The sequence below is a fragment of the Streptomyces triculaminicus genome (assembly GCF_017349075.1).
Lineage (GTDB): Bacteria > Actinomycetota > Actinomycetes > Streptomycetales > Streptomycetaceae > Streptomyces > Streptomyces triculaminicus.
Window position 1 is genome coordinate 1026183 of record NZ_JAFMOF010000002.1, and the last position, 23375, is coordinate 1049557.

Annotated in this window: 22 protein-coding genes; 9 read left to right on the forward strand and 13 right to left on the reverse strand. The window is 69.6% G+C overall.

From position 1 onward, the window contains the following. Positions 1-113: 113 nt before the first annotated feature. On the forward strand, positions 114-1151 hold the full coding sequence (locus J1792_RS14635) for an amidohydrolase family protein (RefSeq protein ID WP_086569426.1): 1038 nt from the start codon (positions 114-116) through the stop codon (positions 1149-1151). Between the two features lie 400 nt (positions 1152-1551). Here the strand turns inward: J1792_RS14635 and J1792_RS14640 are convergent, their stop codons facing one another. Both J1792_RS14640 and J1792_RS14645 read right to left on the reverse strand, forming a co-directional pair. Then, complete coding sequence (locus J1792_RS14640; RefSeq protein WP_086569385.1) at positions 1552-2613, reverse strand: MFS transporter; 1062 nt, start codon at positions 2611-2613, stop codon at positions 1552-1554. A 121-nt stretch (positions 2614-2734) separates the two neighbouring features. Then, on the reverse strand, positions 2735-3772 hold the full coding sequence (locus J1792_RS14645; RefSeq protein ID WP_307843035.1) for an FAD-dependent monooxygenase: 1038 nt from the start codon (positions 3770-3772) through the stop codon (positions 2735-2737). Between J1792_RS14645 and J1792_RS35375 the strand changes: the two genes are divergently transcribed. Together J1792_RS35375 and J1792_RS14655 are read left to right on the forward strand one after the other, a co-directional pair. Beyond that, a complete protein-coding gene (locus J1792_RS35375) occupies positions 3653-4060 on the forward strand; it encodes a tunnelling fold family protein (protein ID WP_307843041.1) in 408 nt (135 codons plus the stop codon). The genes J1792_RS14645 and J1792_RS35375 overlap by 120 nt on opposite strands. Positions 4061-4100: 40 nt before the next feature. Beyond that, positions 4101-4379, forward strand: coding sequence for a hypothetical protein (locus tag J1792_RS14655; protein WP_086569388.1), 279 nt, complete (start codon positions 4101-4103; stop codon positions 4377-4379). Positions 4380-4400: 21 nt separating this feature from the next. Here J1792_RS14655 and J1792_RS14660 read toward each other — a convergent pair whose 3' ends face one another. Beyond that, positions 4401-5429 carry a hypothetical protein gene (locus tag J1792_RS14660; protein ID WP_242645915.1) on the reverse strand — a complete coding sequence of 343 codons (1029 nt, stop codon included), beginning with the start codon at positions 5427-5429 and terminating at the stop codon, positions 4401-4403. A 1158-nt stretch (positions 5430-6587) separates the two neighbouring features. Continuing rightward, a protein-coding gene (locus tag J1792_RS14665; RefSeq protein WP_242645916.1) for an IS5 family transposase occupies positions 6588-7468 on the reverse strand; the annotation gives its coding sequence in 2 pieces (ribosomal slippage) (positions 6588-7091 and positions 7094-7468; 879 coding nt in all). A 220-nt stretch (positions 7469-7688) separates the two neighbouring features. On the opposite strand from J1792_RS14665, the gene J1792_RS14670 reads away from it, so the two are divergent. Then, a complete protein-coding gene (locus tag J1792_RS14670) occupies positions 7689-8678 on the forward strand; it encodes a D-cysteine desulfhydrase family protein (protein ID WP_086569390.1) in 990 nt (329 codons plus the stop codon). A 207-nt stretch (positions 8679-8885) separates the two neighbouring features. Further along, a complete protein-coding gene (locus tag J1792_RS14675; RefSeq protein ID WP_207247406.1) occupies positions 8886-9392 on the forward strand; it encodes a hypothetical protein in 507 nt (168 codons plus the stop codon). A 183-nt stretch (positions 9393-9575) separates the two neighbouring features. On the opposite strand, the gene J1792_RS14680 is transcribed toward J1792_RS14675, so the two are convergent. Together J1792_RS14680 and J1792_RS14685 are read right to left on the reverse strand one after the other, a co-directional pair. Continuing rightward, positions 9576-10694, reverse strand: coding sequence for a helix-turn-helix domain-containing protein (locus J1792_RS14680; RefSeq protein WP_307843036.1), 1119 nt, complete (start codon positions 10692-10694; stop codon positions 9576-9578). A 241-nt stretch (positions 10695-10935) separates the two neighbouring features. Continuing rightward, positions 10936-11988 carry a hypothetical protein gene (locus tag J1792_RS14685; protein ID WP_207247408.1) on the reverse strand — a complete coding sequence of 351 codons (1053 nt, stop codon included), beginning with the start codon at positions 11986-11988 and terminating at the stop codon, positions 10936-10938. Positions 11989-12070: 82 nt separating this feature from the next. Here J1792_RS14685 and J1792_RS14690 point away from each other — a divergent pair, with 82 nt between their 5' ends. Continuing rightward, positions 12071-12499 (forward strand): MarR family winged helix-turn-helix transcriptional regulator, encoded by a 429-nt coding sequence (locus J1792_RS14690; protein ID WP_086569397.1) that lies wholly within the window; start codon positions 12071-12073, stop codon positions 12497-12499. A 93-nt stretch (positions 12500-12592) separates the two neighbouring features. Here J1792_RS14690 and tnpA read toward each other — a convergent pair whose 3' ends face one another. Continuing rightward, positions 12593-13009, reverse strand: a complete 417-nt coding sequence (gene tnpA / locus J1792_RS14695) for an IS200/IS605 family transposase (protein ID WP_207247809.1) — start codon at positions 13007-13009, stop codon at positions 12593-12595. Between the two features lie 26 nt (positions 13010-13035). Between tnpA and J1792_RS14700 the strand changes: the two genes are divergently transcribed. After that, positions 13036-14253, forward strand: coding sequence for an RNA-guided endonuclease InsQ/TnpB family protein (locus J1792_RS14700; RefSeq protein ID WP_086569432.1), 1218 nt, complete (start codon positions 13036-13038; stop codon positions 14251-14253). A gap of 27 nt (positions 14254-14280) precedes the next feature. Here the strand turns inward: J1792_RS14700 and J1792_RS14705 are convergent, their stop codons facing one another. The 3 genes from J1792_RS14705 to J1792_RS14715 all read right to left on the reverse strand — a co-directional run bounded on the left by J1792_RS14705 (position 14281) and on the right by J1792_RS14715 (position 17097). Next, positions 14281-14991: a response regulator gene (locus J1792_RS14705; RefSeq protein ID WP_086569400.1), complete on the reverse strand. Its 711-nt coding sequence runs from the start codon at positions 14989-14991 to the stop codon at positions 14281-14283. Positions 14992-15196: 205 nt separating this feature from the next. Then, a complete protein-coding gene (locus J1792_RS14710) occupies positions 15197-15904 on the reverse strand; it encodes an alanyl-tRNA editing protein (protein WP_086569402.1) in 708 nt (235 codons plus the stop codon). Between the two features lie 92 nt (positions 15905-15996). Beyond that, positions 15997-17097, reverse strand: a complete 1101-nt coding sequence (locus J1792_RS14715) for a DMT family transporter (RefSeq protein ID WP_242705116.1) — start codon at positions 17095-17097, stop codon at positions 15997-15999. Between the two features lie 256 nt (positions 17098-17353). On the opposite strand from J1792_RS14715, the gene besA reads away from it, so the two are divergent. Then, positions 17354-18739, forward strand: a complete 1386-nt coding sequence (gene besA / locus J1792_RS14720; RefSeq protein ID WP_086569404.1) for an L-propargylglycine--L-glutamate ligase BesA — start codon at positions 17354-17356, stop codon at positions 18737-18739. 79 nt (positions 18740-18818) lie between these two features. Here besA and besB read toward each other — a convergent pair whose 3' ends face one another. Genes besB through besD form a run of 3 tightly spaced genes read right to left on the reverse strand, consistent with a single transcriptional unit; the run spans position 18819 to position 21932 of the window. After that, complete coding sequence (gene besB, locus J1792_RS14725; protein ID WP_207247409.1) at positions 18819-20363, reverse strand: L-2-amino-4-chloropent-4-enoate dechlorinase/desaturase BesB; 1545 nt, start codon at positions 20361-20363, stop codon at positions 18819-18821. Further along, positions 20360-21133: a 4-chloro-allylglycine synthase BesC gene (gene besC / locus J1792_RS14730; protein ID WP_086569408.1), complete on the reverse strand. Its 774-nt coding sequence runs from the start codon at positions 21131-21133 to the stop codon at positions 20360-20362. The genes besB and besC overlap by 4 nt, the downstream gene beginning before the upstream one ends. A gap of 40 nt (positions 21134-21173) precedes the next feature. Continuing rightward, positions 21174-21932 (reverse strand): L-lysine 4-chlorinase BesD, encoded by a 759-nt coding sequence (gene besD, locus J1792_RS14735; RefSeq protein WP_086569410.1) that lies wholly within the window; start codon positions 21930-21932, stop codon positions 21174-21176. Positions 21933-22538: 606 nt separating this feature from the next. Between besD and J1792_RS14740 the strand changes: the two genes are divergently transcribed. Further along, on the forward strand, positions 22539-23348 hold the full coding sequence (locus tag J1792_RS14740) for a 2OG-Fe(II) oxygenase family protein (protein ID WP_242645918.1): 810 nt from the start codon (positions 22539-22541) through the stop codon (positions 23346-23348). Positions 23349-23375: the final 27 nt, after the last annotated feature.

Consider the following 23375-nt stretch of genomic DNA (forward strand, 5'->3'; position numbering starts at 1 on the left):
AGCGTCGCCGGAACCTGGGTGCTATCACTGGTATCACCCTCGCGTTTCCATTGAAAGTATCGAAGGTACCGTTGAAGGAGTTCCAATGGAAACATCAGTACGAGGAGACCGTCATGTCCGACCGTTTGCGGATCATCGGGGTGGAAGAGACCGTCGTGGTACCGGCCGTCTATGACGCGTACCAGCGGGCCGGATCGCCGCAGATCCCCGCCCGCGGCTTCGGCGACAGCCCCATCGCCAAGAACCTGCACGAGGTCGGCGAGCGGCGGCTGGCCCACATGGACGACCAGGGCATCGACGTCGCCGTGCTCTCCCTGTCCTCCCCGGGTGTGCAGGATCTGCCCGAGGCCGACGCGGTCGCGGTGGCCCGCGAGGCCAACGACCAGCTTGCCGAGATCGTCGCCTCCCGGCCCGACCGCTTCCAGGCGTTCGCCGCGATTCCCACCCAGTCGCCGGCCGCGGCCACGGCCGAACTGGAGCGCGCCGTGTGCGAGCTGGGCTTTCCCGGCGCCATGCTGTACGGGCGTACGGGGGACAAGCTGGCCGACCACCCGGACAACGACGAGCTGTACGCCATGGCCGAGCGGCTGGCCGTGCCGCTGCACTTCCACCCGCAGACACCGGTCCAGCCCGTCATTGACGCCTACTACTCCAACCTCCCCGAGCCCATGGGCCCCGTTCTGGCCGGAGCCGGGCTCGGCTGGTACTACGACCTCGGTGTCCAGTACCTGCGCATGATCTTCTCAGGGGTCTTCGACCGGTTCCCCGACCTGCAGGTGATCGCCGGGCACTGGGGCGAGGTCGCGCTGTTCTACCTCGACCACACCGGCTTCTTCGGCGAAGCAGGCCGCCTGCGCCAGCCCCTGGCGGACTACTTCAAGCAGAACTTCTGGGTCGCTGGCAGCGGCACCAACAGCCCCCGCTACCTGCGCTGGACCGCCGAAGTGATGGGCACCGACCGAATGCTGTACTCCACCGACTACCCCTTCACCTACGGCTACCGCCCCGGCGGTTTCCCCTACGTCGACACCAGCAACGGTGAAGCCCGCTCCTTCCTGGAGAACTCGCCCTTCACCGACGAGCAGAAGGCCGACATCGGCCACCGCAACTGGGAACGCCTCACCGCCCGCGCCAAGCGCCCGACGGCCTGAAACCCCCAGGGCCGGCCGGAACGCCACCGAGCGCTCCGGCCGGCCCTCACGGCCCCACGGACCTCGGCGCACGCCGGATCTGTGGCGAACGCGGTCCTGCCCTCATCGCCTGACGGCCCCCGTGCGCAGGCGCCGGGACAGTCGACCCCCGCCTGTCGGCAAACGTTTGCCGACAGGTGGCTGACGCGTCCAATGAACCCGTGCAATCCGGGGGTTCGCGGCGGCGCGAATCCCATCAGATCCGATGGTGATTACTGACAGGGTTTGACGACCTTCCCCGAGGCCGTGGTGGCACAGTCCTTACCGGCACGTCGGCGGTCGTCGTGTACGGCCGCTGGTCGCCGTCCGGGCTTGTCATGGTCCCGCTGGCCGCTGGCCGCTGGGCAGGAGGGGCCCCAAGTCACCGATCCGGGTTCGCCTGGCGGGTGAGGGTCGCCGCGGCCAGGGCCATGGCCCCGATGAGCAAGGGCATATGGGAAGCGAGAGCTCCGGCCAGGGCCGGACCCGTGGCGCCGCCCAGCATGGCGAACGTGGTGGCCGTCGCCGTGGCCCGTGAAGCCGCGCGGCGGGAGCGGTCGCGGGTGACGGTGGCCATGGCGGAGCCGTTGGCCAGTCCCAGGCCGCAGCCGACCATGGCGCAGGAGACGCCGACGAGCCAAAGCGGCGCGGCCTGGGACCGACCGAGGCCGCTCGTGAGCAGTCCGGCAGCGACGCAGAGCAGGCCGGCGCGCATCAGGGGCGGTCCGTCACCGGGGCCCCGGGTGCGGCGGGCCGCCCAGCGGCCCGTGAACACCGCCGGCGTCACGGCCGGCAGGCCGACCAGCGCCGCCCCCAACGGGCTCAGCCCGTGCGCGCGGGTCAGTGCGAAGTACGTGAGGAACGTGAACATCGAGTTCGCGCAGAAGAGCACCAGCAGGACGAACAGGGCGGTGCGGGTCGAGGGGTTCCCGATCAGCCCGCTGTCGAGGACCGAATCCGCGCGGTGTCGGGCGCGGTGCAGGAGTACGGCAAGCAGCGTGACGGACACCGCGGCGGCGCCCGCCTCGGGGGCGGTCAGGGCGATCAGTGCCGTCGTGGCCGCCGCGGTGCACAGGGCGATGCCCACACCGTCGAGCCGCCGTTCCGGCCGGCCGTACCGCGCCGGCCGGCCGGGGAGCAGGATGAGGGCGCAGCCTGCCGTGACGGCGGCCAGGAGGGCGAGGGTGCCGAAGACCGCGCGCCACCCCAGTGCGCTGGTCAGCAGGCCACCGAGCAGCGGCCCCGCGCAGGTGGCCGTGGCCGCGGTGGCGACCCACGCGCCCACGGCGCGTCGTTCCTCGTCCTCCCCCCGGCTCAGGCCGAGCAGGAGCGACAGGCTGACGGGCGAGAGGGCGGAGCCGCCTGCGCCCTGGAGCAGGCGGGCGGCGAGCAGGCCAGGGCTTGCAGCGGCCCGCTGGTGAGTTGGTAGGCGGCGGCGAACCATTGGGTGAGGGCCGGGCCCATCCCGAGCGCGTCCGACACGGCGGGCACGGCCGCGGTGGGGGCCGCGACGGCCAGGGCGCCGCACAGCAGGGCGAGGTGGCACGTGCACCGGGCCCCGGACGTCACAGGAAGTGCCCGTCGGGGCGCACGACGTGTGCTTGCCGGTAGGCGTCGGTCCGTACCGTCAGCAGGGGCAGCGCCGACGTCGCGGCCCGGGGGTCCGGGGTGCCGCACACCGGCAGGAGGTGGACGTGGTGCCCGGTGCGCAGGGCCTCGAACAGCCGGCGGTGGGGGCTCCTGGGCGTGGGAAGCAGCGGTACGTCGGGGGCCCGCGCCCCGCTCCGTACCCGGGCGCCGGTGCTCGCGCCGCTTCCCGGCAGCCCGGCCAGCGCGGCGGCGAGGCGCCGGCGTACGGGCGGCAGCCGCGCGACCCCCAGTCCGGCGACGCGCAGGGCGTGGCCCCACAGCGCGGGGGTGGCGTTGAAGCGCAGCATGGCGCCCGTCAGCCGCATGACCCGGCAGGCGGCCCGCCGGCGTTCCTCGGCGTAGGCGTCGAGGAGCCGGTCGTGCGCGGGGTCGGCGACCGCCGCGGCCAGGCGCCATCCCAGGCTCATGGCGTCGGCGATCCCGGTGTTGAGGCCCTGGCCACCGGTTGGGGGGTGGACGTGGGCGGCGTCGCCCGCGAGCACCACGCGGTGGTGCCGGTAGCGGGCGGCGTGGCGGTGCTCGCAGCGGTAGTGGCTGATCCACTCCACTTCTCCCAGCGCGAGGTCCCGCCCGGTGATGCGGCGCAGCAGTTCTTCGGCCGGCCCGGTGTCGTCGGCGGCACCGGGCGTACCGCCCGTCGCGAGCTGCCGGTAGGGGTAGAGGACCAGGCGCCAGCGGCCGTCCCCGAACGGCAGGAGCAGCACCATGCCGTCGCGTCCCCAGTGGCTCCAGGGCTGCTGCGGCCCGGCATCGATCCGTGCGTCGACCGACAGGACGTCGTAGGGGTGGACCGTCCGGTGGGCGGATATGCCCGCGAGCCGCCGGACGGTGCTGTGCGCCCCGTCGCAGTGACCGAGGGGGCGACGTTCACCGGCTTCGCCCGTGACGCCTACACCACGACGCAGGTCTTCACCGACCGTGTCTTCGGGGCCCGCCTGGACGTGACCTGGCAGCACGCCGAACGGGACACGGACCACCGGGCCTGCCGGCAGCGAGCCGGGCGCGCGCTCACCGAAGCCTTCACCGGCCACACCAGCCGCTCCAGCCAGCACACTTTCTACCAGTTGGGCGCGGCGGTGCTGGACGCCTGCCCCGAGATCGCGCACGTCCGCGTCGAAGGAGCCCACCTGACGCGCGCCCTGGTGGACCTGCCCCCCTTCGGGGCCGAGAACGACGGACGCGTCTACACAGCGGCGGACCACCAGCGGAGCACGGTCGCAGTCGACGTGCACCGGACCTGAACAGCGACAGCAACAGCCATACGGGAAGGACACCGGCTTCGTGAACCTCACCCGACCGCACAAGACCCGTAGAGCAGCCCTGGCCGCCGCGCTCACCCTCGCCGCCCTCGCCCCCGTGGCGCCCACGGCCCGGGCGAACGACCACGAAGGCCGCCACGATGAAGGCGCGGTGCTCCTGGAGTGCGCCGGCACCGTCGCCGCCTCCTACTCGCCCGGCTTGACCCTCGCCCCCCGGCCCGTCTCCGAACGGGAGTTGCTGCGGGTCGGGCATTGCGACGTTGTGCCACCCCGGAGCGCTCGGTCACTCACACGGGTCTGAGTAGCCGCACTCGCGCACGTGTTACGCCGGGGGCTTCTGCAGCCAGTCTGCTTCGGTGGTCCAGAACATCTGGCGCGCACCGAGATAGTCGTGGGCGAAGTCCGTGAACCGTTCGCGGGTGAACGGCTTACCGGTCTTGGGGTCCTTGGCCTTGATGTCGGGTTCCTGGACGGCCATCGCGACGAGGGGAAGCGCATCCTTGTATGCGTGGAGGAACTTGTAGGAGTTCTCCATCTGGTACTTCCGGTCCGGCAGGGTGTCCGGTCCTCCGATGCCGATCTTCTTGTCCCTGGCGAGGTCGAACATCTCCTTCATGCGCTTGTGATCGTCGTCGTCCGGCAGGAAGTTGATGTACTGGATGAACTGCGTCTTGGTGAAGACCTTCTTGCCGTAGCGCATGTTGTCGATCTCGGCATCGATGTAGGACTTCGAGGTGTACTTGGTCTGGTCCGTCTTGGTGTCCACCTCGACCGCGGTCTCCGGAAGGTTCACCCCGGCGAGCTTTCCGTCGAACTTCTTAGCCATCGCCTTCAGCATGGCCTGGAAGTCTGCTCGCACCTCCTTGTTCCACTGCGCGACCATGGCCCCATGGGTGGTGGGGTTGTCAGGGTTCTCATCGACCGTCGGCGCGACCCCGCCCTCGTCCTTCACATATTGGGGAACTTTGGCGTCCTTCATGGCTACATCGAAGAACCGGTCCTGAATCTGGACGAACAGTTTCTTGTGGCGTTCCTGGAGATACTTCAGGGCATTGTCCAGCCGCGACCACGTGTACTCCCCCTTCTTCTCCTCAAGGGCCTTCCAGGGCACCACCACCTGTACGCCGCCGATGTCCGTACGGTCAATCATGGCCTTGACCTTCGGGTCCTCGCCGGACGTGGCATCCTCGAATGCGCCGAGCGACATGTACAGATTGTCCGTCACCTTGCCGTGGGGCACCGAGGGGGCGGCCTTGCCGGGGGCGGGAGCCGCGGCGACCACCCCGACGGTGGCCGTCAAGGCCACGGCCGTGAGGACAACTGATCCGACTGCACCACGTTGCATCATCATGAACGAGACGCTAGGGAAACGTTCTTAGTGAAAGATAAGAGCGTCCGTCGTCACTCCGGTGTCGGTACTCACCGCCACCGAATGTGTCAGTCCGTAACGAAGTGGCGGGTTTCTCGCGTATCACCTCCGCCCTTCTTAAGGCACGGGCCGCCGTCGGTACTGCTACGCCTGCGGCGCGTGCTCCCGAAGAACGCGACACGGCGGCGGCTGTACTGCGGCCCGGCCTGCCGGGCCCAGGCATACGACGTCGGCGCGAACCAAAGATCGATACCGGCGGGTAGGAGGGGTTGACGTCACGCAACGCCGGGGGCGCGCAGGCGGTGCGGGCGAGTGCGGGTGTCCACGGGATTCCGGACCGGTGCCGCCGCCGACTCCTTCGGCGAGCTGCCGGAGGCTGTGCAGGTCGACGGTGCGGGTGTGCACCAGGCCGTCCTCGCCATAGCGGGCATGGAGCCCGTACACCTGCTGGACCTCCAGGTGCTCGGTGGGCAGTCGTACGGCCCGCTGGAACCACCGGCCCCACTTCTCGTCCCCCACCGAGTACGCGTACTCGATTCACACCCACTCGCCGAGGTAGAGCGGGAAGCGGCCCTGGCCGTTCTCGAACAGCAGCCAGACCTCCTTGAAGGCGTCGCGGTCGTGCTTGGCCTCCCATCGCACCACCTCGCCGCGGCACGTCGCGCCCAGCGCCAGCTCCTCCCAGGTCAGGAGGTGGGTGCGGTAGTGCGCGTTGGCCCGCTCGGGCTCGCCGGGGTAGCGGTTTGACGCTGATGCGGATCAGGTAGCGAGTGACCGGCTCGGTGCCGGTGTTCCGCAAGCGCCGGCGCATCGTCAGCCGGTACAGACGGCCGTCGTAGTCCAGCCGGGCCGCGTCGTGCTCGACGACCAGCGCGGAGCCGGTCGCGTACGGCTGCTCGCCCACCGCCCGCGGTGCCGGCGGCGCTGCTGCCGTCCGGCCGCCTCGGTCGGCTTGTGTCGCCCGGACTCCACGTGGCTGACGTACGACGGATCGAAGCCCATCGCCGCCGCGAGCACCCGTTTGGCCCCGCACCTCGCGCCAGCTCAACCGGGGGCGCCGCTGCCGGGGAGCGGGGTTTGCTGCTGGTCCGGTGCCACGGTTTGCCATACCGGTCGCACGTGCGGCACTAGGGTCCGTCTTCAAATTGATCTTGCCCAGAGCAGGAGTGATGCGAGTGTGACTGCTGCTTCGTAGGAGGTGGCGGTCTTCTCGTAGCGGGTGGCGATGCCGCGGAAGCCTTTGAGTTGGTTGAAGCAGCGTTCGACGGTGTTGCGGCGGCGGTAGATCTCGCTGTTGAAGCTTGTCGGCCGGCCGCCTCGTCGGCCTCGGTTTCGGCGGTGCCGCTTCTGGTCGTTCTTCTCCGGGATCGTGTGTCCGATGCCGCGTTTACGCAGGTAGGCGCGGAAGCCGCGTGAACTGTAGGCCTTGTCTGCGATCACGTGATCTGGGCGGCAGCGGGGCCGGCCTGGTCCGGTACGGGGCACTCGGATGCGTTCGAGCAGGGGGCGTGCGCAGATGCCGTCGTGTCGTTGGCCCGGAGTGAGCAGGATGGCCAGGGGGCGGCCGCGGCCGTCGCAGGCGAGGTGGATTTTGCTGGTCAGGCCTCCCCGGGATCGGCCGAGGGCGTGATCGTCCGGTTCGTCCGTCCGGTGCCTCCCCCTTTTCGGCCGGTGGCGGCGGCGTGCTGGTGGGCGCGGACGATGGTGGAGTCGATCTGGACCAGCCAGTCGATGTCACCAGCGGCGTCGGCACGGGCCTGGATCCGTTGCAGGGCCCGGGTGAACACGCCGTCGATGGCATAGCGGCGGAAGCGAGTGTAGACCGTCTTCCACGGGCCGTAGCGTTCTGGCAGGTCACGCCAGGAGACCCCGGTCCGGATCTTGTAGACCATCCCGTTGATGACCCTGCGGTCCTCGGTCCGAGGCCGGCCTCTGCTGGCACTCGGTATCAGCGGAGCCAGTAACTCCCACTCGGAGTCGGTCAGTTCATGACGTCGAATCACGACACCATGATCCACCATCGAACGACCATTTGAAGACGGACCCTAGGGCGGCGGCCGGGCCCCATCTTCTTGCTCGGCTCGGCGGGGTACTCCGTCTTCTGGATCTTCGCGACAAGCTGAGGGGTAGCGCAGGCGTACGAGCGCGTTCCCCAGGCGCACCCAAGCCTCGCCCCTTCGTGCCTGTGTGAGACGGTGAGCGCCTAGCGCGCTGGATGCCTTCATTCAGTGCGCTGCTGCGATGCGGATGAAGGAGTTCGTGGTGGAGAAGGTGACGTTGTCGGCGTGGCCCACGCCGATGGAAGCGGCTCCAAGGCTGGCCCAGCTGATCGGCCTGGCGCCGGACGATCTGTGGATCAAGCGGGACGACCTGACCGGACTCGGCGGCGGGGGCAACAAGGTCCGCAAGCTGGAGTGGCTGGTCGCCGACGCCCTGCAGCGTGGCGCGGACACCCTGGTCACCACGGGTGGGCCGCAGAGCAACCACGCCCGGCTCACCGCGGCCGCAGGTGCCCGGGCGGGCCTGAACGTAGTGCTGGTGATGCCCGGCTCCGGCCGCCCGGATCAGCCCGGCGGGAACCTCCTCCTGGACGCTGCCTTCGCCGCCCGGATCGTGTGGGCCGGTGACGCCACGCCCGCCGAGCTGGCCGGGCAGGCTGAGAAGACCTGCGCCGAGCTGCGCGAAGAGGGCGCCGTGCCGTATCTGGTGCCGTTCGGCGGATCCGGCGCCCTGGGGGCCCGCGGCTACCGCGAGGCAGGCGAGGAGATCCTCACCCAGCAACCCGACGTCCGGCACGTCGTGACCGCCCTGGGCTCCGGCGGCACGATGGCCGGCTTGGTCGCCGCCCTGGGAACCGAACGCGTCCTGGGCGTCGACGTCGGCGCACTCCCCGAACCCGCCTCCGTCACCGCCACCTTCGCCTCGGAACTCACCGGCAGCCAGGTGACAGCCGAGCAGCTACGTTGCCGGGGCGACCAGGTGGGCGAGGCGTACGGCATCCTGTACGAACCCGTCCTGGAGGCCATCACCACCGTGGCGCGCACCGAGGGCATCATCCTGGACCCGGTCTACACCGGACGCGCCGCGGCGGGACTGATCGCCGCGGTGCGCGACGGCAGCATCCGGCCCGGAGAGCGCACGGTCCTGCTGCACACCGGCGGCCTGCCAGGACTGTTTGGCCACGCCGAAGCAGCACACCGCATCGGCCAGACCCTGCACACCTACCCGTGACATCGCCCCCGCCCCAGGTCGCCGAGATAGCGACCTGGTCCTCTCCCGCGCTGACGCCGCCGCCCTGCCGCCCCCGGTCGGAAGCGCACGCCGTACGAAGGGGGCGCGGGTGGCGACCTGTGCAGCGGCGCGTCTGTGGCCCCCGCAAGTAACCGTGCTGAGGAAGACGGCAGTCCCGACCGTTGGACCGAACCAGGAGGGCGGAGAATGAGCTTCTCTGTGTCATTCCATCCGGGCGCGCCATCCGGCGCTGAAGGTCCTGCTCCAGTGGGTCAAGAATGGGGCGACGACTACGAAGTCCTGGTCATGGAGGCGTGCAGTGCTCTCTCCGATGTCGGAGGCAACACGTTCCACATCGGCGGCTTCGGAAGTGACGAGTGGCCGCTCGACGTCGCGTATGACTTGTCTGCCTTCATGGAGCAACTCCCTTCGCTTCTGATGGGTGTGCGTGAGCATCGCGAAGTCGAAATGGATCTGTACTCGCAGGGTGTCGAGAGGACCTTGATATTTCGCCCAGCCGAGGATCGCGTGATGATTCATTGTGAGTCGCGGACCGATTGGGTTCCAAGTCCGAAGTCCGAAAGTCTCACGCAAGGCGAACTGGTTGCGATGCTCTCGAAATTGGCGGAGGACTTCGCTGGAGCGCTGAAGGCGATCGACTCTGAGCTGTCGAAGGTCTCGCCATTCGCGGAATGGCTGGAAGGTAAGGCGTAGTCTCGCTGCCCCGTGATCAGGCCAGTTGTGCTGGGATGGCGGTGGGAGACTTGAAGCTCCGTCAGGTTCTTTCCTGGCGGGGCTTCTGCGGGGGAGGCGACAGTAGTTGACGGCAACGTCAGCGGACGAGGGGGCAGGGCGGCGTCGTCGCCATCGGTGGCTCTGCAACCGCGCTGCCACTTTTCACGCCTCTATCTCCTCCAGGAGCATCCGCAGCGTCCCGCAGTGCTTTTCGCGGGGGAGCGCGTCCAGCGTGGCGCGGGCGTGGGCGTGGCCGCCGGCTTTGTCGCCGGAGCGGGTGAGCATCAGGGCTGTGTGCATGTCGAGGTGGGTGGCGAAGCGGGGGAGGCTCGCGGGGAGTTCGCGGCGGGCCGCCTCCTGGGCCCGTACGGCACGGTCCTCGTCGCCGAGGCGGGCGGAGAGCAGGGAGAGGAAGCCGTTCAGCCGCCAGTGGGCGACCGCGTAGTCGCTGACCTGGGTGCTGGGGCCGGAGGCGTCGAAGACGCGGCGGGCGCGGTCGGCGAGGTCGAGGGCGGTGGCCTTGTCGCCCTGCAGGGCGAGGGCGTAGGCCTTGCCGAGGGTGGCGTTGAGCAGGCCCGCGGAGGGTTTGTCGCTGATGGCCATGGCCTGGTCGGCGAGGACGGTGGCGTAGCCGAGGCCCTTGCCGCCGTAGCCGAGGGTGAGGGCGGCCCGGCCACGGGTCCAGACGCGGGTGCGTACGTCGTCCGAGCGGTCCGCCGCCTCGGCGGCCATGCGGAACCACGCGACGGCCTTGGCCTGGTCGGGCCAGGTGAACGTGGTGGCGTAGAGGGTCATCAGACGGGCCGCCACGGACCACATGCGGTCGTCGTCGAGCTGTTGCTGCACGACCATGAGGTCGTGGGCCGCGCGGCGCTGGATGTCGGCCGCTCCCAGGGACATGTAGTCGGCGCCGTAGGCGGTCAGCTTCTCCTCCCACTCCTGGGGGGAGGGTCCGCCCCGCAGCCGGGCGGTGAAGCCCACGGCGAGGAGGTCCGCCGCCAGCTGGGGTGCGACGGAGGCCGTGGCGACGCCGCCGGTCAGGCCCTGGAGCGCGAGGTCCTGACGGGCGGTCTCCTGTTCCAGGACCGCCGGGGGGACGTCGAGCACGCTCGACAGGCACCGGACGTAGAACGGGCCGGGGCGGACCTTGCCGCGCTCCCAGCCGCTCACGTACTCGCGGGTCAGGCTGGTGGCGAAGGCGTCGTTGATCTCGGAGGCCAGCCGGCCCTGACTCCATCCACGCGCCCTCCGCAGCTCCCTGACGACCTCACCGATTGCCACAGAGGTCATCTTCCCCCGGAAATCACCCTTCGAATGCCACTACGGATGCCACTACCGGGCGGCCGATCGCCCGGAGACAGTGAGAGCGACGGGTGATCATCAGGTCCGGACGTACCACGGGGGTGTCCGTCCGGGCTCGTGGCTCGGGCCATCGCGCCCGTCGCCGGTGCGATGCCCGGGCCACCGCCACAGGAGGGGAGGCGGTGGCCCGGGCACGGCTCGATCCGCTCGATCCGGGGTGTCACACCCCTACGGCCTCCTCCATCTCCTCTTCGGCGGCCCCGTCCCCGGCACCGGCACCGGGGACGATGGCCGCGGCGGGCCGCGTGGCGCGGCGCCTCTCGACGGCCCAGGCGGCGGCGACGGTCGCCACGCCCGCGGCGAGCCACACGGCGAGCGTCGTCACGTTCCGGCCGAGTCCCGCGTGGCCGAAGTAGACGAGGGAGCGTACGCCCTCGACGAACCCGGCGCCGTTCCAGAAGGAGTGCAGGGCGGCGAAGAAGCCGTTCTGCAGCTCGGGCCGGTAGACCCCGCCCGCGCTGGTGAAGTTGAGCATCACGAACAGCACCATCACGCCCAGCGTGGTCCAGCGCTTGAGGAAGGTGTGCAGGCCGGTGCCGACGAGCAGGATGCCCGCCGAGTACAGCCACGCCATGCCCCACAGCCCCCACAGCCCGTGGTCGACCAGGTGGAAGACGGGACCGGCGAAGGCGGCGCCGATCACGGCGACCACCAGCGACATGCCCGCCGCCAGCGCCGCCCGCAGCCGCATCGGCAGCGCCCCGCCCGCGCCGCCTATGACGGCCACGGAGGCGTACGAGCCGATGCTGAGCGCGACCAGCAGGAAGAAGACGCCCTGGCCGGTGGGGTCGCCCTCGGCCGGGGGCACGATGTCGGTGACCTTCAGGGGCGCGCCCTGCCGCGCGGCGACGGGGGTGAAGACCTTCTGCACCGCCATGGCGGTGGTGTCCGAGCCGGCGGAGGCCACCAGCAGCTCGGGGTGGTGCCGGTCCGGGACGTAGGCCCCGAAGACGTCCCGGGCCTCGAGCCGGCGGACGGCCTCGGCGCGGTCGGCGACGGTCCGTACGGCGAGGCGGCCGTCCGCCTTGTCGCCGATCGTCTGCGCCAGGACCCGGGCGGCGGGGGCCTCGCCGACGACCGCGACGGGCAGCTGGTGCGGCGAGGGGTGGGCGAACGCGCCCAGGTAGGCGAGACCCATCCCGACGCACATCAGCAGCGGGGTGAGCAGGTGGGTCAGCACGTGTCGCAGCGCGCCACCGGTGGCGGGTTTCATCGGCGCCCTTCCTCGAATGGTTGGCAAATACAACTCTCTCTTCAAGTTGTACTATACAACTACATGGCCGAAAGGAAACCCCGTGCCCCCTCGTGACGCGTCCGTGGAGACCATCCAGCGCGAGCTGACCGCCTTCGCGCGCCGTGCCCGGGCCACCGCCGCCCGGATGCACCCGGAGCTCTCGCTCGTCTCCTTCACCCTGCTCGCCCACCTCGAGGACCAGCAGGGCTGCCGGGCGACCGACCTCGCGGCGCACTACCTGCTCGACAAGTCGACGGTGAGCCGGCAGATCGCCACCCTCGAGCGCCTCGGGCTCGTCGAGCGCCGCCTCGACCCGGACGACCAGCGCGTGCAGGTGCTGCACCTGACCGACGCCGGTGCCGCGACCCTCGCCCAGGTCGCCACCAGCCGCCTGGCGGCCTTCCACGAACGCCTCGCCGACTGGGACGAGGACGACCTCGCCCGTTTCGCCGGCTATCTCCTGCGCTACAACGTGGGCTACCGGGTCTAATCGCAGTGCACCGGGCTTGAGCCCGGTGGTGAAGCGATTCTGAGAAGTGCTCTGACCCGCGCGTGAGCACGGGTCCGCACTGTTGACCTCAGCTCAGACGGGGCGGTTCTGCTGCTCGATGTACTGCCGCACGATCGACAGCGGAGCCCCGCCCACCGATCCGGCGAAGTGCGAGCCGGACCACAGCCGCTGTGCCCGCCAGTAGTGCCGGACCAGCTCGGGGTACTCCTGGCTGAGCCTTCGCGAACTGACGCCCTTCAAGCTGTTGACCAGCTTCGACAAGGCGACCTTGGGCGGGAAGTTCACCAGCAGATGCACGTGGTTGTTCTCGCCGTTGAACTCCACCAGCTCCACCTCGAAGTCCTCGCAGACGCTGCGCATGATCTCTTCAAGTCGCGTCAGGTGCTGGTCGCTGAAGACCTTGTGGCGGTACTTCGTCACGAAAACCAAGTGCGCGTGGAGGGCGAAAGTGCAGTGACGGCCAGTACGAATGTTCTGATATTCAGGTATAAACCAACCGTAGTACGGTGATCTGCATGCAGCTCCGGTACTCCTTCCGCCTCTACCCGAACGGTCCTCAGCGTTCAGCGCTGGCGAGGGCGTTCGGGTGCGCGCGGGTGGTCTACAACGACGCCCTCCGGGCGCGGGAGACCGCCCGCGCCGCAGGCAAGGCGTTCTTGAAGACCGGAGACCTGTCCAAGCTGCTGATCACCGAGGCGAAGAAGACCATGGAGCGCGCGTGGCTCGGCGACGTGTCCGCCGTCGTTCTGCAGCAGTCTCTCCGGGACCTGGACACCGCGTACCGGAACTTCTTCGACGGGCTGAAGGGCAAGCGCCCGCGCATGGGCGCACCCCGGTTCAAGTCCCGCAAGGACACCCGGCAGGCCGTACGGTTCACCGCGAACGCCCGATGGAAGATCACCACCGGCGGAGACCTGTCGCTGCCGAAGATCGGCGACGTACGGGTGAAGTGGTCCCGCAACCTGCCCTCGGTTCCGTCAACGGTCACCGTGATCAAGGATGCGGCCGGTAGGTACTTCGCCTCGTTCGTAGTCGAGACCGAGCCGGCCATGCTGCCCAGGACGGAACCCGTCATCGGCATCGACCTTGGGCTGGGACACTTCGCCGTCCTCTCCGACGGAACGAAGACCGACGCCCCGCGCTTCCTGTGCCGGGCAGAGAAGAAGCTCAAGCGCGCACAGCAGAACCTCAGCCGGAAGACGAAAGGCAGTAACAACCGGGACAAGGCCCGTGTCAAGGTCGCCCGCGCCCACGCGCAGGTGGCCGACGCGCGCCGCGAGTTCCACCACCAGCTCTCCACACGGATCATTCGCGACAACCAAGCGATTGCCGTGGAGGACCTGGCGGTCAAGGGACTCGCCCGCACGCGCCTGGCCAAGTCCGTGCACGACGCCGGATGGTCCGCGTTCGTGACCATGCTGGAATACAAGGCCGCCCGGTATGGGCGCACCTTCATCCGGATCGGCCGCTTCGAGCCGACCTCTCAGGTGTGCTCGGCGTGCGGCGTCAAGGACGGCCCCAAGCCCCTCCATGTCCGCGTCTGGACCTGCGGGGCCTGCGGAGCCGTCCTCGATCGGGACATCAACGCGGCGGTCAACGTCGCCAGGGCCGCCGGACTGGCGGTGTCAGCCTGTCGAGCGCAGCTAAGACCGAGACTCGTCCCGGCACAGCGCATTGAAGCAGGAACCCACCGAGACGGTCAGACGACTGTGGTAGGAATCCCCGGCCTTTAGGCCGGGGAGCGGAAGTCAAAACGCGGGCTACGAACCGCCCGCCGGGCGGTAGGGGCCCGCATGGGTGGCCAGGACGGCCGCCTGGATGCGCCGCTCGACGCCGAGCTTGGCGAGCATGCGGGAGATGTGGTTCTTGACCGTCTTCTCGGACAGGAACAGCCGCTGGGCGATCTGACGGTTGGTGAGGCCCTCCCCGATGAGGGCGAGGACGTCGTGCTCGCGCGGGGAGAGCACAGCCAGGCGCTCGTCCTCGGGCCCCGCGGCGTCCGCCTCCGCCTCGCCACCGCCGCCGCGCAGGCTGTTCATCAGCCGGGTGGTGGTCGCCGGGTCGAGCATGGACTGGCCGGCCGCGACCGTACGGATCGCGGCGACGAGGTCCGAGCCCTTGATCTGCTTGAGGACGTAGCCGGCCGCCCCGGCCATGATCGCGTCGAGGAGCGCATCGTCGTCGTCGAAGGAGGTCAGCATCAGGCACGCCAGGCCCGGCATGCGCGAGCGCAGCTCCCGGCAGACCGTGATGCCGTCGCCGTCGGGCAGTCGTACGTCCAGCACTGCCACGTCGGGCCGCAGGGCCGGGCCCCGGGTCAGGGCGTGTCCGGTGGTGCCGGCCTCGCCGACGACCGTGATGTCGTCCTCGCCGTCCAGCAGGTCATGGATGCCCCGCCGGACGACCTCGTGGTCGTCCAGCAGGAACACCCGGATCGGCCGTTCCTGGGAGAACGTCCTTGACTGGTCCACTACCGCTCCCTGTCGACGGTCCGCGCGGTCGACGATCCGCGCGCACGCGCTGCCACGCTTATTCGATCATGGTCCATCGGGAGGGCGTCACGCCATGGGCCGAACGGCCCCGGCTCGGCCCGGGCCTGCCCCGGCGGTGGGGCCTGCCCCGGCGGTGGGGGCAGGCCCGGCGGTGGGGGCAGGCCCGGGCGGCTGCGGGCGCCGGTCAGGCCGGCGCCGCGTGGTGCGCCTCGTAGCCGACCTTCAGCCGGCCGGACTTGACCTTGATGGAGCGGATGGCGACGTCGGCGAGGCAGCTCAGGTCGGTGACGTGGGTGCCGGCGCAGAACTCCGTCGCGAACCCCTCGATGGTGATGGTCCGCCGCCCCTCGCGCTCGCCGGAGATGACCGGCAGGGCCTGGGACATGGCCTTCGCCACCCCCTCCCGCAGGGAATCGGCCATACGTTCCTTGTCCACTTCCGCGCCGTCCAGCTCGTATTCCACCCGAGCCTGACCGGGAAAGTGATTACTGCCCACATGCCGCACCCCGAAGGGGTCGATCAGCGCGTCGACCAGGTGGCCCGCGGTGTGCAGGGCGGCGAACAGACGGCGTTGTTCGGCGTCGATGGCCGCGGTGACCGCTTGTCCTTCGGAGAACGCGCTCCGATCGTCCCCGGACTCGGGCGCCAGGTCGAGACAGACCCGTTCCGAGCCGGGCTCACGGACGGGTGAGGCGGGAATCCCGTCCACCCAGCCCCGGTCGCTCGGCTGCCCTCCGCCCTGCGGGTGGAAGATGTTGTCCACCAGGGCGAGCCGGATTCCGGCCGCGCTCGACGTGCTGCTCAGGATCGTGGTCCTGGCCTCGTAGGTGTACGTCTGCGTCAGATAGACGTTGTTCTGCGTGGCGTTCTGTGTGTCGTTCTGCGTGCCCAATGTCCTGGGTGCCTTCCATGCGGCTCATGGTGTGGTGCGGGAGAGTGCTCATGGTGCGTCACGGGAACAGGCGGGGGAGGGGAAACGGCGAATTATTCGAAGCCCGCCGACGGCCCTTTCCGCTCGGCCGGGTGTCCCGTTCCCTGACACGATGACGCGTCCATCCGGTCCCGCCCGTTCGCGTGCCCCGAATGGTCCGTCGCATGCCCGTTGGCGTGCCCGTTCGCATGGTCCGGACGGTCCGCCGAGTGCCCGTTCGCGTGCCCGTTCACGTGGCGCGGACGGTCCGTCGTGTGCCTGCCGGTCGCCTTGCCGGCGGCCTCGCCGCCGTCCGCCCGGCGCGGCCGGCGGTTGATGAGCGCGACACCCGCGATCCCGAGCACGCCGCCGACCAGGGCGAGCGGGGAGGGCACCTCGTCCAGCCACAGGTACGCGACGACAAGGGCCACCGGTGGTACGAGGTACAGGGCCGCGGTGGAGGAGGCCATGGACAGCCGGGCGACCGCGTACCCCCAGACGACGAAGCCCACGGCGGAGGGGAACAGTCCGAGGAACACGGTGGACAGGAGCGGCGCCGTCGACGCGGCCGCGAAGCCGTGCACCATCTGGGGGAGGAGCGGCAGCAGGAAGAACGTCCCCGCCCACATCGCGTAACAGGCGACCTCGAGGCCCGTGTACCGGACCAGGAGGGGCTTGGTCGCGAAGTGGTAGACGCCCTGGACGACGGCCGCCGCGAGGACGACCCACGCCGAGGTGGTGTATTCGGCGTGGCCTCCGGCCACCGCGATCACCGCGGCGCCGGCGATGGCCACCACGCTTCCGACGACCTTGAGCCGGGTGATCCGCTCGCCGAGGAAGGCCACCGCCAGCAGCACGCTGAACACCGGAGCCACGGCGATGAGCAGGCTCGCGGTGCCGGCGGGGACGTTGACCTCGCCCCAGTTGAGAAGGACCTGATAGGCGGACATGCCGGTCAGCCCGCACAGCACGATCATGGGCAGGTCCTGACGGCGCGGGATGCGCACGCCGAGGAAGGGTGCCGCGACGGCCAGGGCGACCGAGGCGACCATGAGGCGGGCCAGGGAGAGTCCGGCGACTCCGAAGCCCTCCAGGCCCACGCGGATGGCGGGGAAGGCCGAGGCCCACGCGAAGACAGTAAGAGCCAGAGCCCAGACGGCTTTCGAGAGCTTCACGTGCCGATCCTGTCACCGTCGCGTGTACGGATCAAATAACCCAGACGCAAATAAAGCGGAGATGGGTATTTTCGAGCCACATCCATTACATGAAACGCTCGCACTTATTTGCGAGAAGTCACCGGAATGTGTAATTCCGATACCGTTTTCCCTGGCGTGCTCGTAACCTCACCAGCAGCACCCTGAGCACCTGGTACCTACGGAACTGTGCGGTCCGTTCGCCACAACCCAGACAAGCGAGGCAGAGCGCTTCCTTATGGCTGATTTCGACTCCACTCGGATTTTGATCTACGCCTTCAACTACGCCGACCGGATACTGCAGGAGGTGCCGTATCTTCGGTTCTCGGCAGAGCGCAGCCTCTGTTTTCTGTGGGACCTCCGTGACCCGGCGGTGCGGGCTGTCGTCATCACGTCCGAGCCGGTCGATCCCTACACGCTCGAGTACCACTTCCGTGATGTCTTCCGGTTCGACGACCGCACGATCGAGAGCGTCCGTGAGCGGCTGACCCTGCTGACGCCGGACTCCCACCAGCTGCGCCCCCTCGACGACCTGGTCCTCAACGAGGACCGGATCGTGGACGTCCTGCGGAGCGCCGCTCAGGACAGCACCCGGACGACCATCGTCCACTTCATGGCCTCCGACTCCCTCGACGAGCTGGCCCGCAGGGTGGGCGCCGGCCTCGAGGAGGGCAGCCAGCCCTTCGTCACCCGCTGGGGCAGCAAGGGCGGGGGCAAGGAGATCCTCCTGCGCGCCGGCGTCGCGGTGCCCGACGGGTCCGCGGAGGAGCTGCGCAGCGAGGAGGGCGTGCTCCGGGAGATCGAGCGGCTCTCCTCGGGCCCGCGCCGGGCGCGGCGCGTCATGGTGAAGCTGAGCGCGAGCACCTACGCCGCGTCGATCGGCAATGTGCTGATCGACTGCGAGAAGCTCACCGACACCGGGAACCTCCTCGCCGCGGCCGAGGTGATCCGGATGCCCGCCGACGACTTCTACCAGGAGCTCGCCGAGGGCGGGGCGATCGTGGAGGAGTTCCTCGAGGAGGTCACCTCCTCCCCCAGCGGGCAGGGCTACATCCGCGCGGACGGCTCGGTCAAGGTGGTCGCCTGCCATGACCAGGTGCTGTCGGGCGGTCAGTACTGGGGGTGCCGGTTCCCGGCGGAGGAGCGGTGGCGGCCCGTCATCACCGACGCGGTCAGGCGGACGGGCGCGGTGCTGTCCGAGCTCGGTCACCGGGGCACGTTCGGCATCGACTTCGTGATCGCCGGAGAGCGCGGGCCGCTCGCGGTGGAGATCAACCTGCGCAAGGTCGGCCCCAGCCACGTGCTGCGGTACGCCGAGGCGCTCGTCGGCCGGGAGGTCGACGAGGACGGGCTGCTGCGGCATGCCGACGGACGGCCGGTGTGCTACGTGCACGGCCGGCTGCTCGAACCGGAGGCGCTCGGCAGGCTCGACCCGAAGGCCGCCGTCGAGCGGCTGAAGGCCGAGGGGCTGCTCTACCGTCCGGACAAGGGCGAGGGCGTGGTCCTGCACGTGCTGGGGGCCCTGCGGTCCTGCGGCTTCGTGGAGCTGACGGCCCTGGCGCCCGACTTCGAGGCCGCCGACGCGTACAGCAAAGCGGCGGAAGCGGCCCTGATGCGTGTCTGAGGACGCCTGAGCACGAGCGACCGCCTCCCTGGCATGGCAGGGAGGCGGTCCCTTGCGTTCAGGATCGGCGCAGGTGCGTTCAGGCCTGGCGCAGGGCCTCCTCGAAGGTCTCCACGATGAGCTCCGGCTCCTCGGTGCCGACGGAGATCCGCATCATGTCCCGGTGCAGCCCCCTGGCGTGCAGGGTGGCACGGCCCTCCGGCGTCGTCAGCAGGTCGTGGTGAGCGATGAAGACCTGGGGGGACACCATGGTGAACTCGGCCCCGAAACTGGGGCCCTTGGTGACCGCCAGGCGGTCGTACACCTGCTCCAGCGGAACCCTGAGGTCCACCATGAGCAGGCCCCCCGGCGCGTCGGGGCGGCGCGCGACCTTGCGGTAGTTCCCCTCGGAACCGGCGCCGTACGCCCAGTCGACGCTCCGGACGACCTTGTCGTGCCGTTCGAGGCAGGCGACGAGGGCGAGGGTGTTGGCGTTCACCCGGTCCATGCGGTCCGCGTAGCCCCGGATCCGGGCGGCCACGCGTGCCGTGTCGCGGTGGTAGGGCCCGTCGCCATGGCGCGGCAGCTCCCGGCGGAGATCCGGCGCGAGGGGAGAGTCCGGGTTGACCACGGCCGCGCCCAGCAGGACGTCGGCCGATCCGGTGGCGTACTTGGTGAGGCTCTCGCAGACCACGTCGGCGTGGCAGAGCACGTCGACGTTGTACGGCGTGGCGATCGTCGCGTCGACCACCAGTGCGCAGCCGGCCCGGTCGGCGATCTCCCTCAGGGCCGGGATGTCCGGGGTGCGCAGGCTCGGATTGCTCGGCACCTCCGCGATGATGCCGGCGAGCTGCCCCGCGTGGGCCTCGGCGACGCGGGCGACCTCCGCGAGGTCGAACGGGTCGCCGATCGTGACGTGTTCGACGTCGATGACTCGCTTCTCCAGCAGGCTCATGGTGTCGAAGAAGATCCAGCCGAGCTGGAGCCAGACGCGCCGGCCGTTCTCCCGCTGGATCCCGGAGACCGCGGAGATGGCCGCCGCCACGGCGTTCATGCCGCTGTTGTACAGCGAGACGTCCTCCGTGGGGGCTCCGTAGGCCTGGGCGAGGACCGTCCTGACGGCCTGGGAGGGCGCGTCCTCCACCGTGTCCTCGGCCTGCCTGCTCTCGATCAGGCCGGCGTCCAGCAGGACGTCCTCCGCCTCGCGCGAGGACAGGTGGCCGCCGGTGTGCTGGACGTAGGCACGCACCCGCGCGGCCGCGGAAGCGTCCGGGGAGAGGCGTACCCCGTGCAGGTCGTGTCCGGCGAACACGGCTTCCGGGGGAAGCCCGGCGTACGCCGCGGCGGCCCGCGCGGCGCGTGCCGAGCGGGTCGGGACGAGGCCTTCGCCCGGGCCGGTGCCGTCCTGGGCGAGGAGCTCCGCCACCCGGGTCACATACGGATGGGGGCGGAAGCGCGGGTAGCCCCAGGAGACGAGGCGCCGGGTGGCCGGGTCGTCCGACTCGTAGCCGATGACCGTCGCGACGTCGGGGAGGGAGACGGACACCGAGTGGATGGAGCCGGGGACGAGCCGGCCGACGGCCGTGTGCCGCAGGCCGCAGGCCGGCCGGCCGTCCCCGGACTCACCGGATGCCGCGAGGGTCATGCCTCGAGGCCCACGAGCCGCTGCACGCCGTCCCAATAGCGCTCCACGAGCCCGAGGAACTCGAAGGCGCCCTCCTCGAACTCCGCCCGTGCGGCCGGAGATCCCACATACGGGGCGATCGCGTTGAAGACGGAGTTGCTGTGCCCCACCTCGACGTCGATGTGCAGTTGCCAGAAGTGGCGCATGTCCTTGTCGTAGCCCTGGTTGCCCAGACCGTCATTGATCTTGGAGACCATGATGGACGACATGGTCTCGTCGGCGTACAGCGCGCCGAGGGCCTTGTTGATCGGGGATTCGGTGTAGAGGATCCGAATGCCGTCGTTCAGGCGTGTGGTCACCTCGAGCGGCTTGTAATGGTCGAGGTGTTCCTTGTCGATCCCGATCCGGGCGAGGAAGCGGGCGAAGAGGGTGGAATGCGTGGGGTCGCCGCCCACCTCGTCGGCGACATTGAGAATGATCTCCCGGAGGATCATCTCGTCCCGGGTCTTGATCGCCATCCCGGTGATGTAGAACGGGAGATAGCGGAAGAAGTAGTGGCACTCGCTGTACATGAGGCGTTCTTGCTCGGGGGTGAGCCGCGTGGTGCGGTAGGCGTTCAGATACGGGTGTTCGACACCGCGGTGCCCGGCGATGCGGGCGAGCATGCCGTCCAGGTATTCCTTGATCGCGGGGTCCTGGACGGCGATCCGACGGCGGATTCCCGGTTCGACGTGGTCGAAGTGGTCCCAGACGGCCTTGACGTCGGCGTCCGGAACGTTCAGCTCGGTCATGGGCGTCTCTCTTCGAGGACGGTTCTGGCGTCGGGCACTTTCACTTCTTGATCGAGGACGCCGCCGAGACGTCGGCGTTGTCCCACCACCGGTCATCCGCCTTGAGCTCACGCTTCAGGTCCCGGTCGCCCGCCCAGGTCATGTTCAGGATGATGCGGGTGGCGTCCTCGCGCAGCGGGATCGTGCGGTGCAGCGTGGTGTCGGTGCGCAGGAAGTACACGTCTCCGGAGGCGAAGTAGTAGGTGTCGATGGGGTTTTCCGCGAGGTAGTTGTTGATCCGCGGCGAGCTCTTGTCCCATTCGGTGTGGGGTACGCACTGGAGCAGGCCGCCGATGTCGATCGGCGGCGCCAGGAGTACCCAGATGAGGGCGAAACTGAAGTCGCCCCAGTGCCATCCGTGCGTGTCCCCCCGCTGTTCCTGGCGGGTGATCAGGAACTCCTCGTCCGCCTTCGGGCAGGCATGCAGCTTCTCACCGGCGATGGCCTCGAGAGCGCCCACCAGCTGGGGGTTCGCGTAGAGCGAGGTCACCAGCTCGCTGTTGCCCGCGATCACCTCGCTGGGCACCACGGACATGGAGCGCCGGGTGTAGCCGGTGGTCTCAAGGCGTAGGTCGCGCCGTTCCGCGTGCTTGTCGAGGAGACGTTCCGCTTCGGCGCGTACCGCCTGTCGGGTGTGCGCCTCTAACAGGTCCGTCACGGTGACGATGCCGCGCCGGTGATATTCATGCGACATGCGGCGGATTTCGCTGTTCTCCAGGTCGGTGCAGACGTTCTTGGGTCCAAGCCCGTTACCGCTCACGAGGGGTCTCCGATGTTCGGCCGGTGCATACGGGATCCGCTGCCTTGATCAAATGCGGTACCTGGTGGAACACACACGCCCAGGACCGTAAGTGCGCTTCCTGGACGCGATCAACCACGCGACGAACCGCGAGCGTGAGTTCCGGTCAACTCTGAAGGCGAACTCATCCTTGTTCTACAGCCGATCGGCGACGCCCGATAGACGTCGGACCGCACACCTCGAATGATCGGCTTCCGGGAATACGGGCAGGCGGGCGTCCGCGATGCGTCATGACCGATCTTCCGGGCCGCTCACAAGGCCATCCCGCGACCAACGTGGCGCGAATCGCATGGCGGCCGGTGTTTCCGTCCCCCCGCTCGGATGATCGCGTCATCGGGGGATCCGTCGCCGCACGGCCCCTACTCGCACGCATGCTCGGCGGGCATACTGAGGTGGCCCGACATCGACCGGGCCACCTCTTCCGCGCCTCGGTGACCACCCGTCATCGGCACCCCGATGCGCCACCCACGACAGGAGCCCGTGCGTCCTCGCGGGCGAAACCGCTGCTCCGCCTTGCCATTTCCAGCCCGCCACCCCCCAGTCCCGACCTTCGGATGTGGAGGCATGATGCCCAGCACAGCGCGCGGACCCAATTTCTCCGCCGTCGACGTGTCGGCCTTCTCCAGACAGCACATCCTCGACGTCGCGGAGGGCGGACTCGCCGCGGCCCGCATTCCCGGCTTCTTCGGCCGGGCGACCCTGGAGCGCATGACGGCCGCCCTCCACCGGCTGCCCACGGTCGACTACTACCCACAGCGGGTCGCCATGACGAGGTTCGGCCCGGCCCTCAACGATTACCGGACCCCCCAGGGAGTGCTGCAGGCGGACCGCTACTGGCCGGACGCCGAAGCCGCGGAGCGCACGTGGCGGGAGGCCGGCATGGAACCGGACCCGGTCCTGGAGTCGCTGGACATGCTGGGCAGGGCATGGGGCGAGAAGGTGACGACCGCCACCATCGGCGGGCGGCCCGCCTTCGTGGGGATGATGCGCGAGATCAACGCGGGCACGCTCCTGCACTACGACGACATCCACCTCGAATACCCGGACGGCCTCTTCGACCAGGAGATCGTCTCCGAGCTCACCTACAACGCCTACCTGGTGGTGCCGGAGGACGGCGGCGGGACGCGCCTGTGGCAGCACCGCTGGGAAGCGGCCGACGACGCCCACCGTCAGCGGTACGGGTACGACCCCCGGGTGGTGGACGGCTGCCGGAACCTCACGATCCGTCCGGGTCTCGGTGACGCCCTGCTGTTCAACCCGAACCACTACCACCGCGTGCTGCCCAACGGGCCCGGGGGCCCCGAGGGCCAGCGGCGGATCACCGTCACGTTCTTCCTCGGCCTCACCCCGGCGGGCGACCTGGTCGCCTGGTCCTGACCTCCGCCCCGCCCCACGACCCGGAAG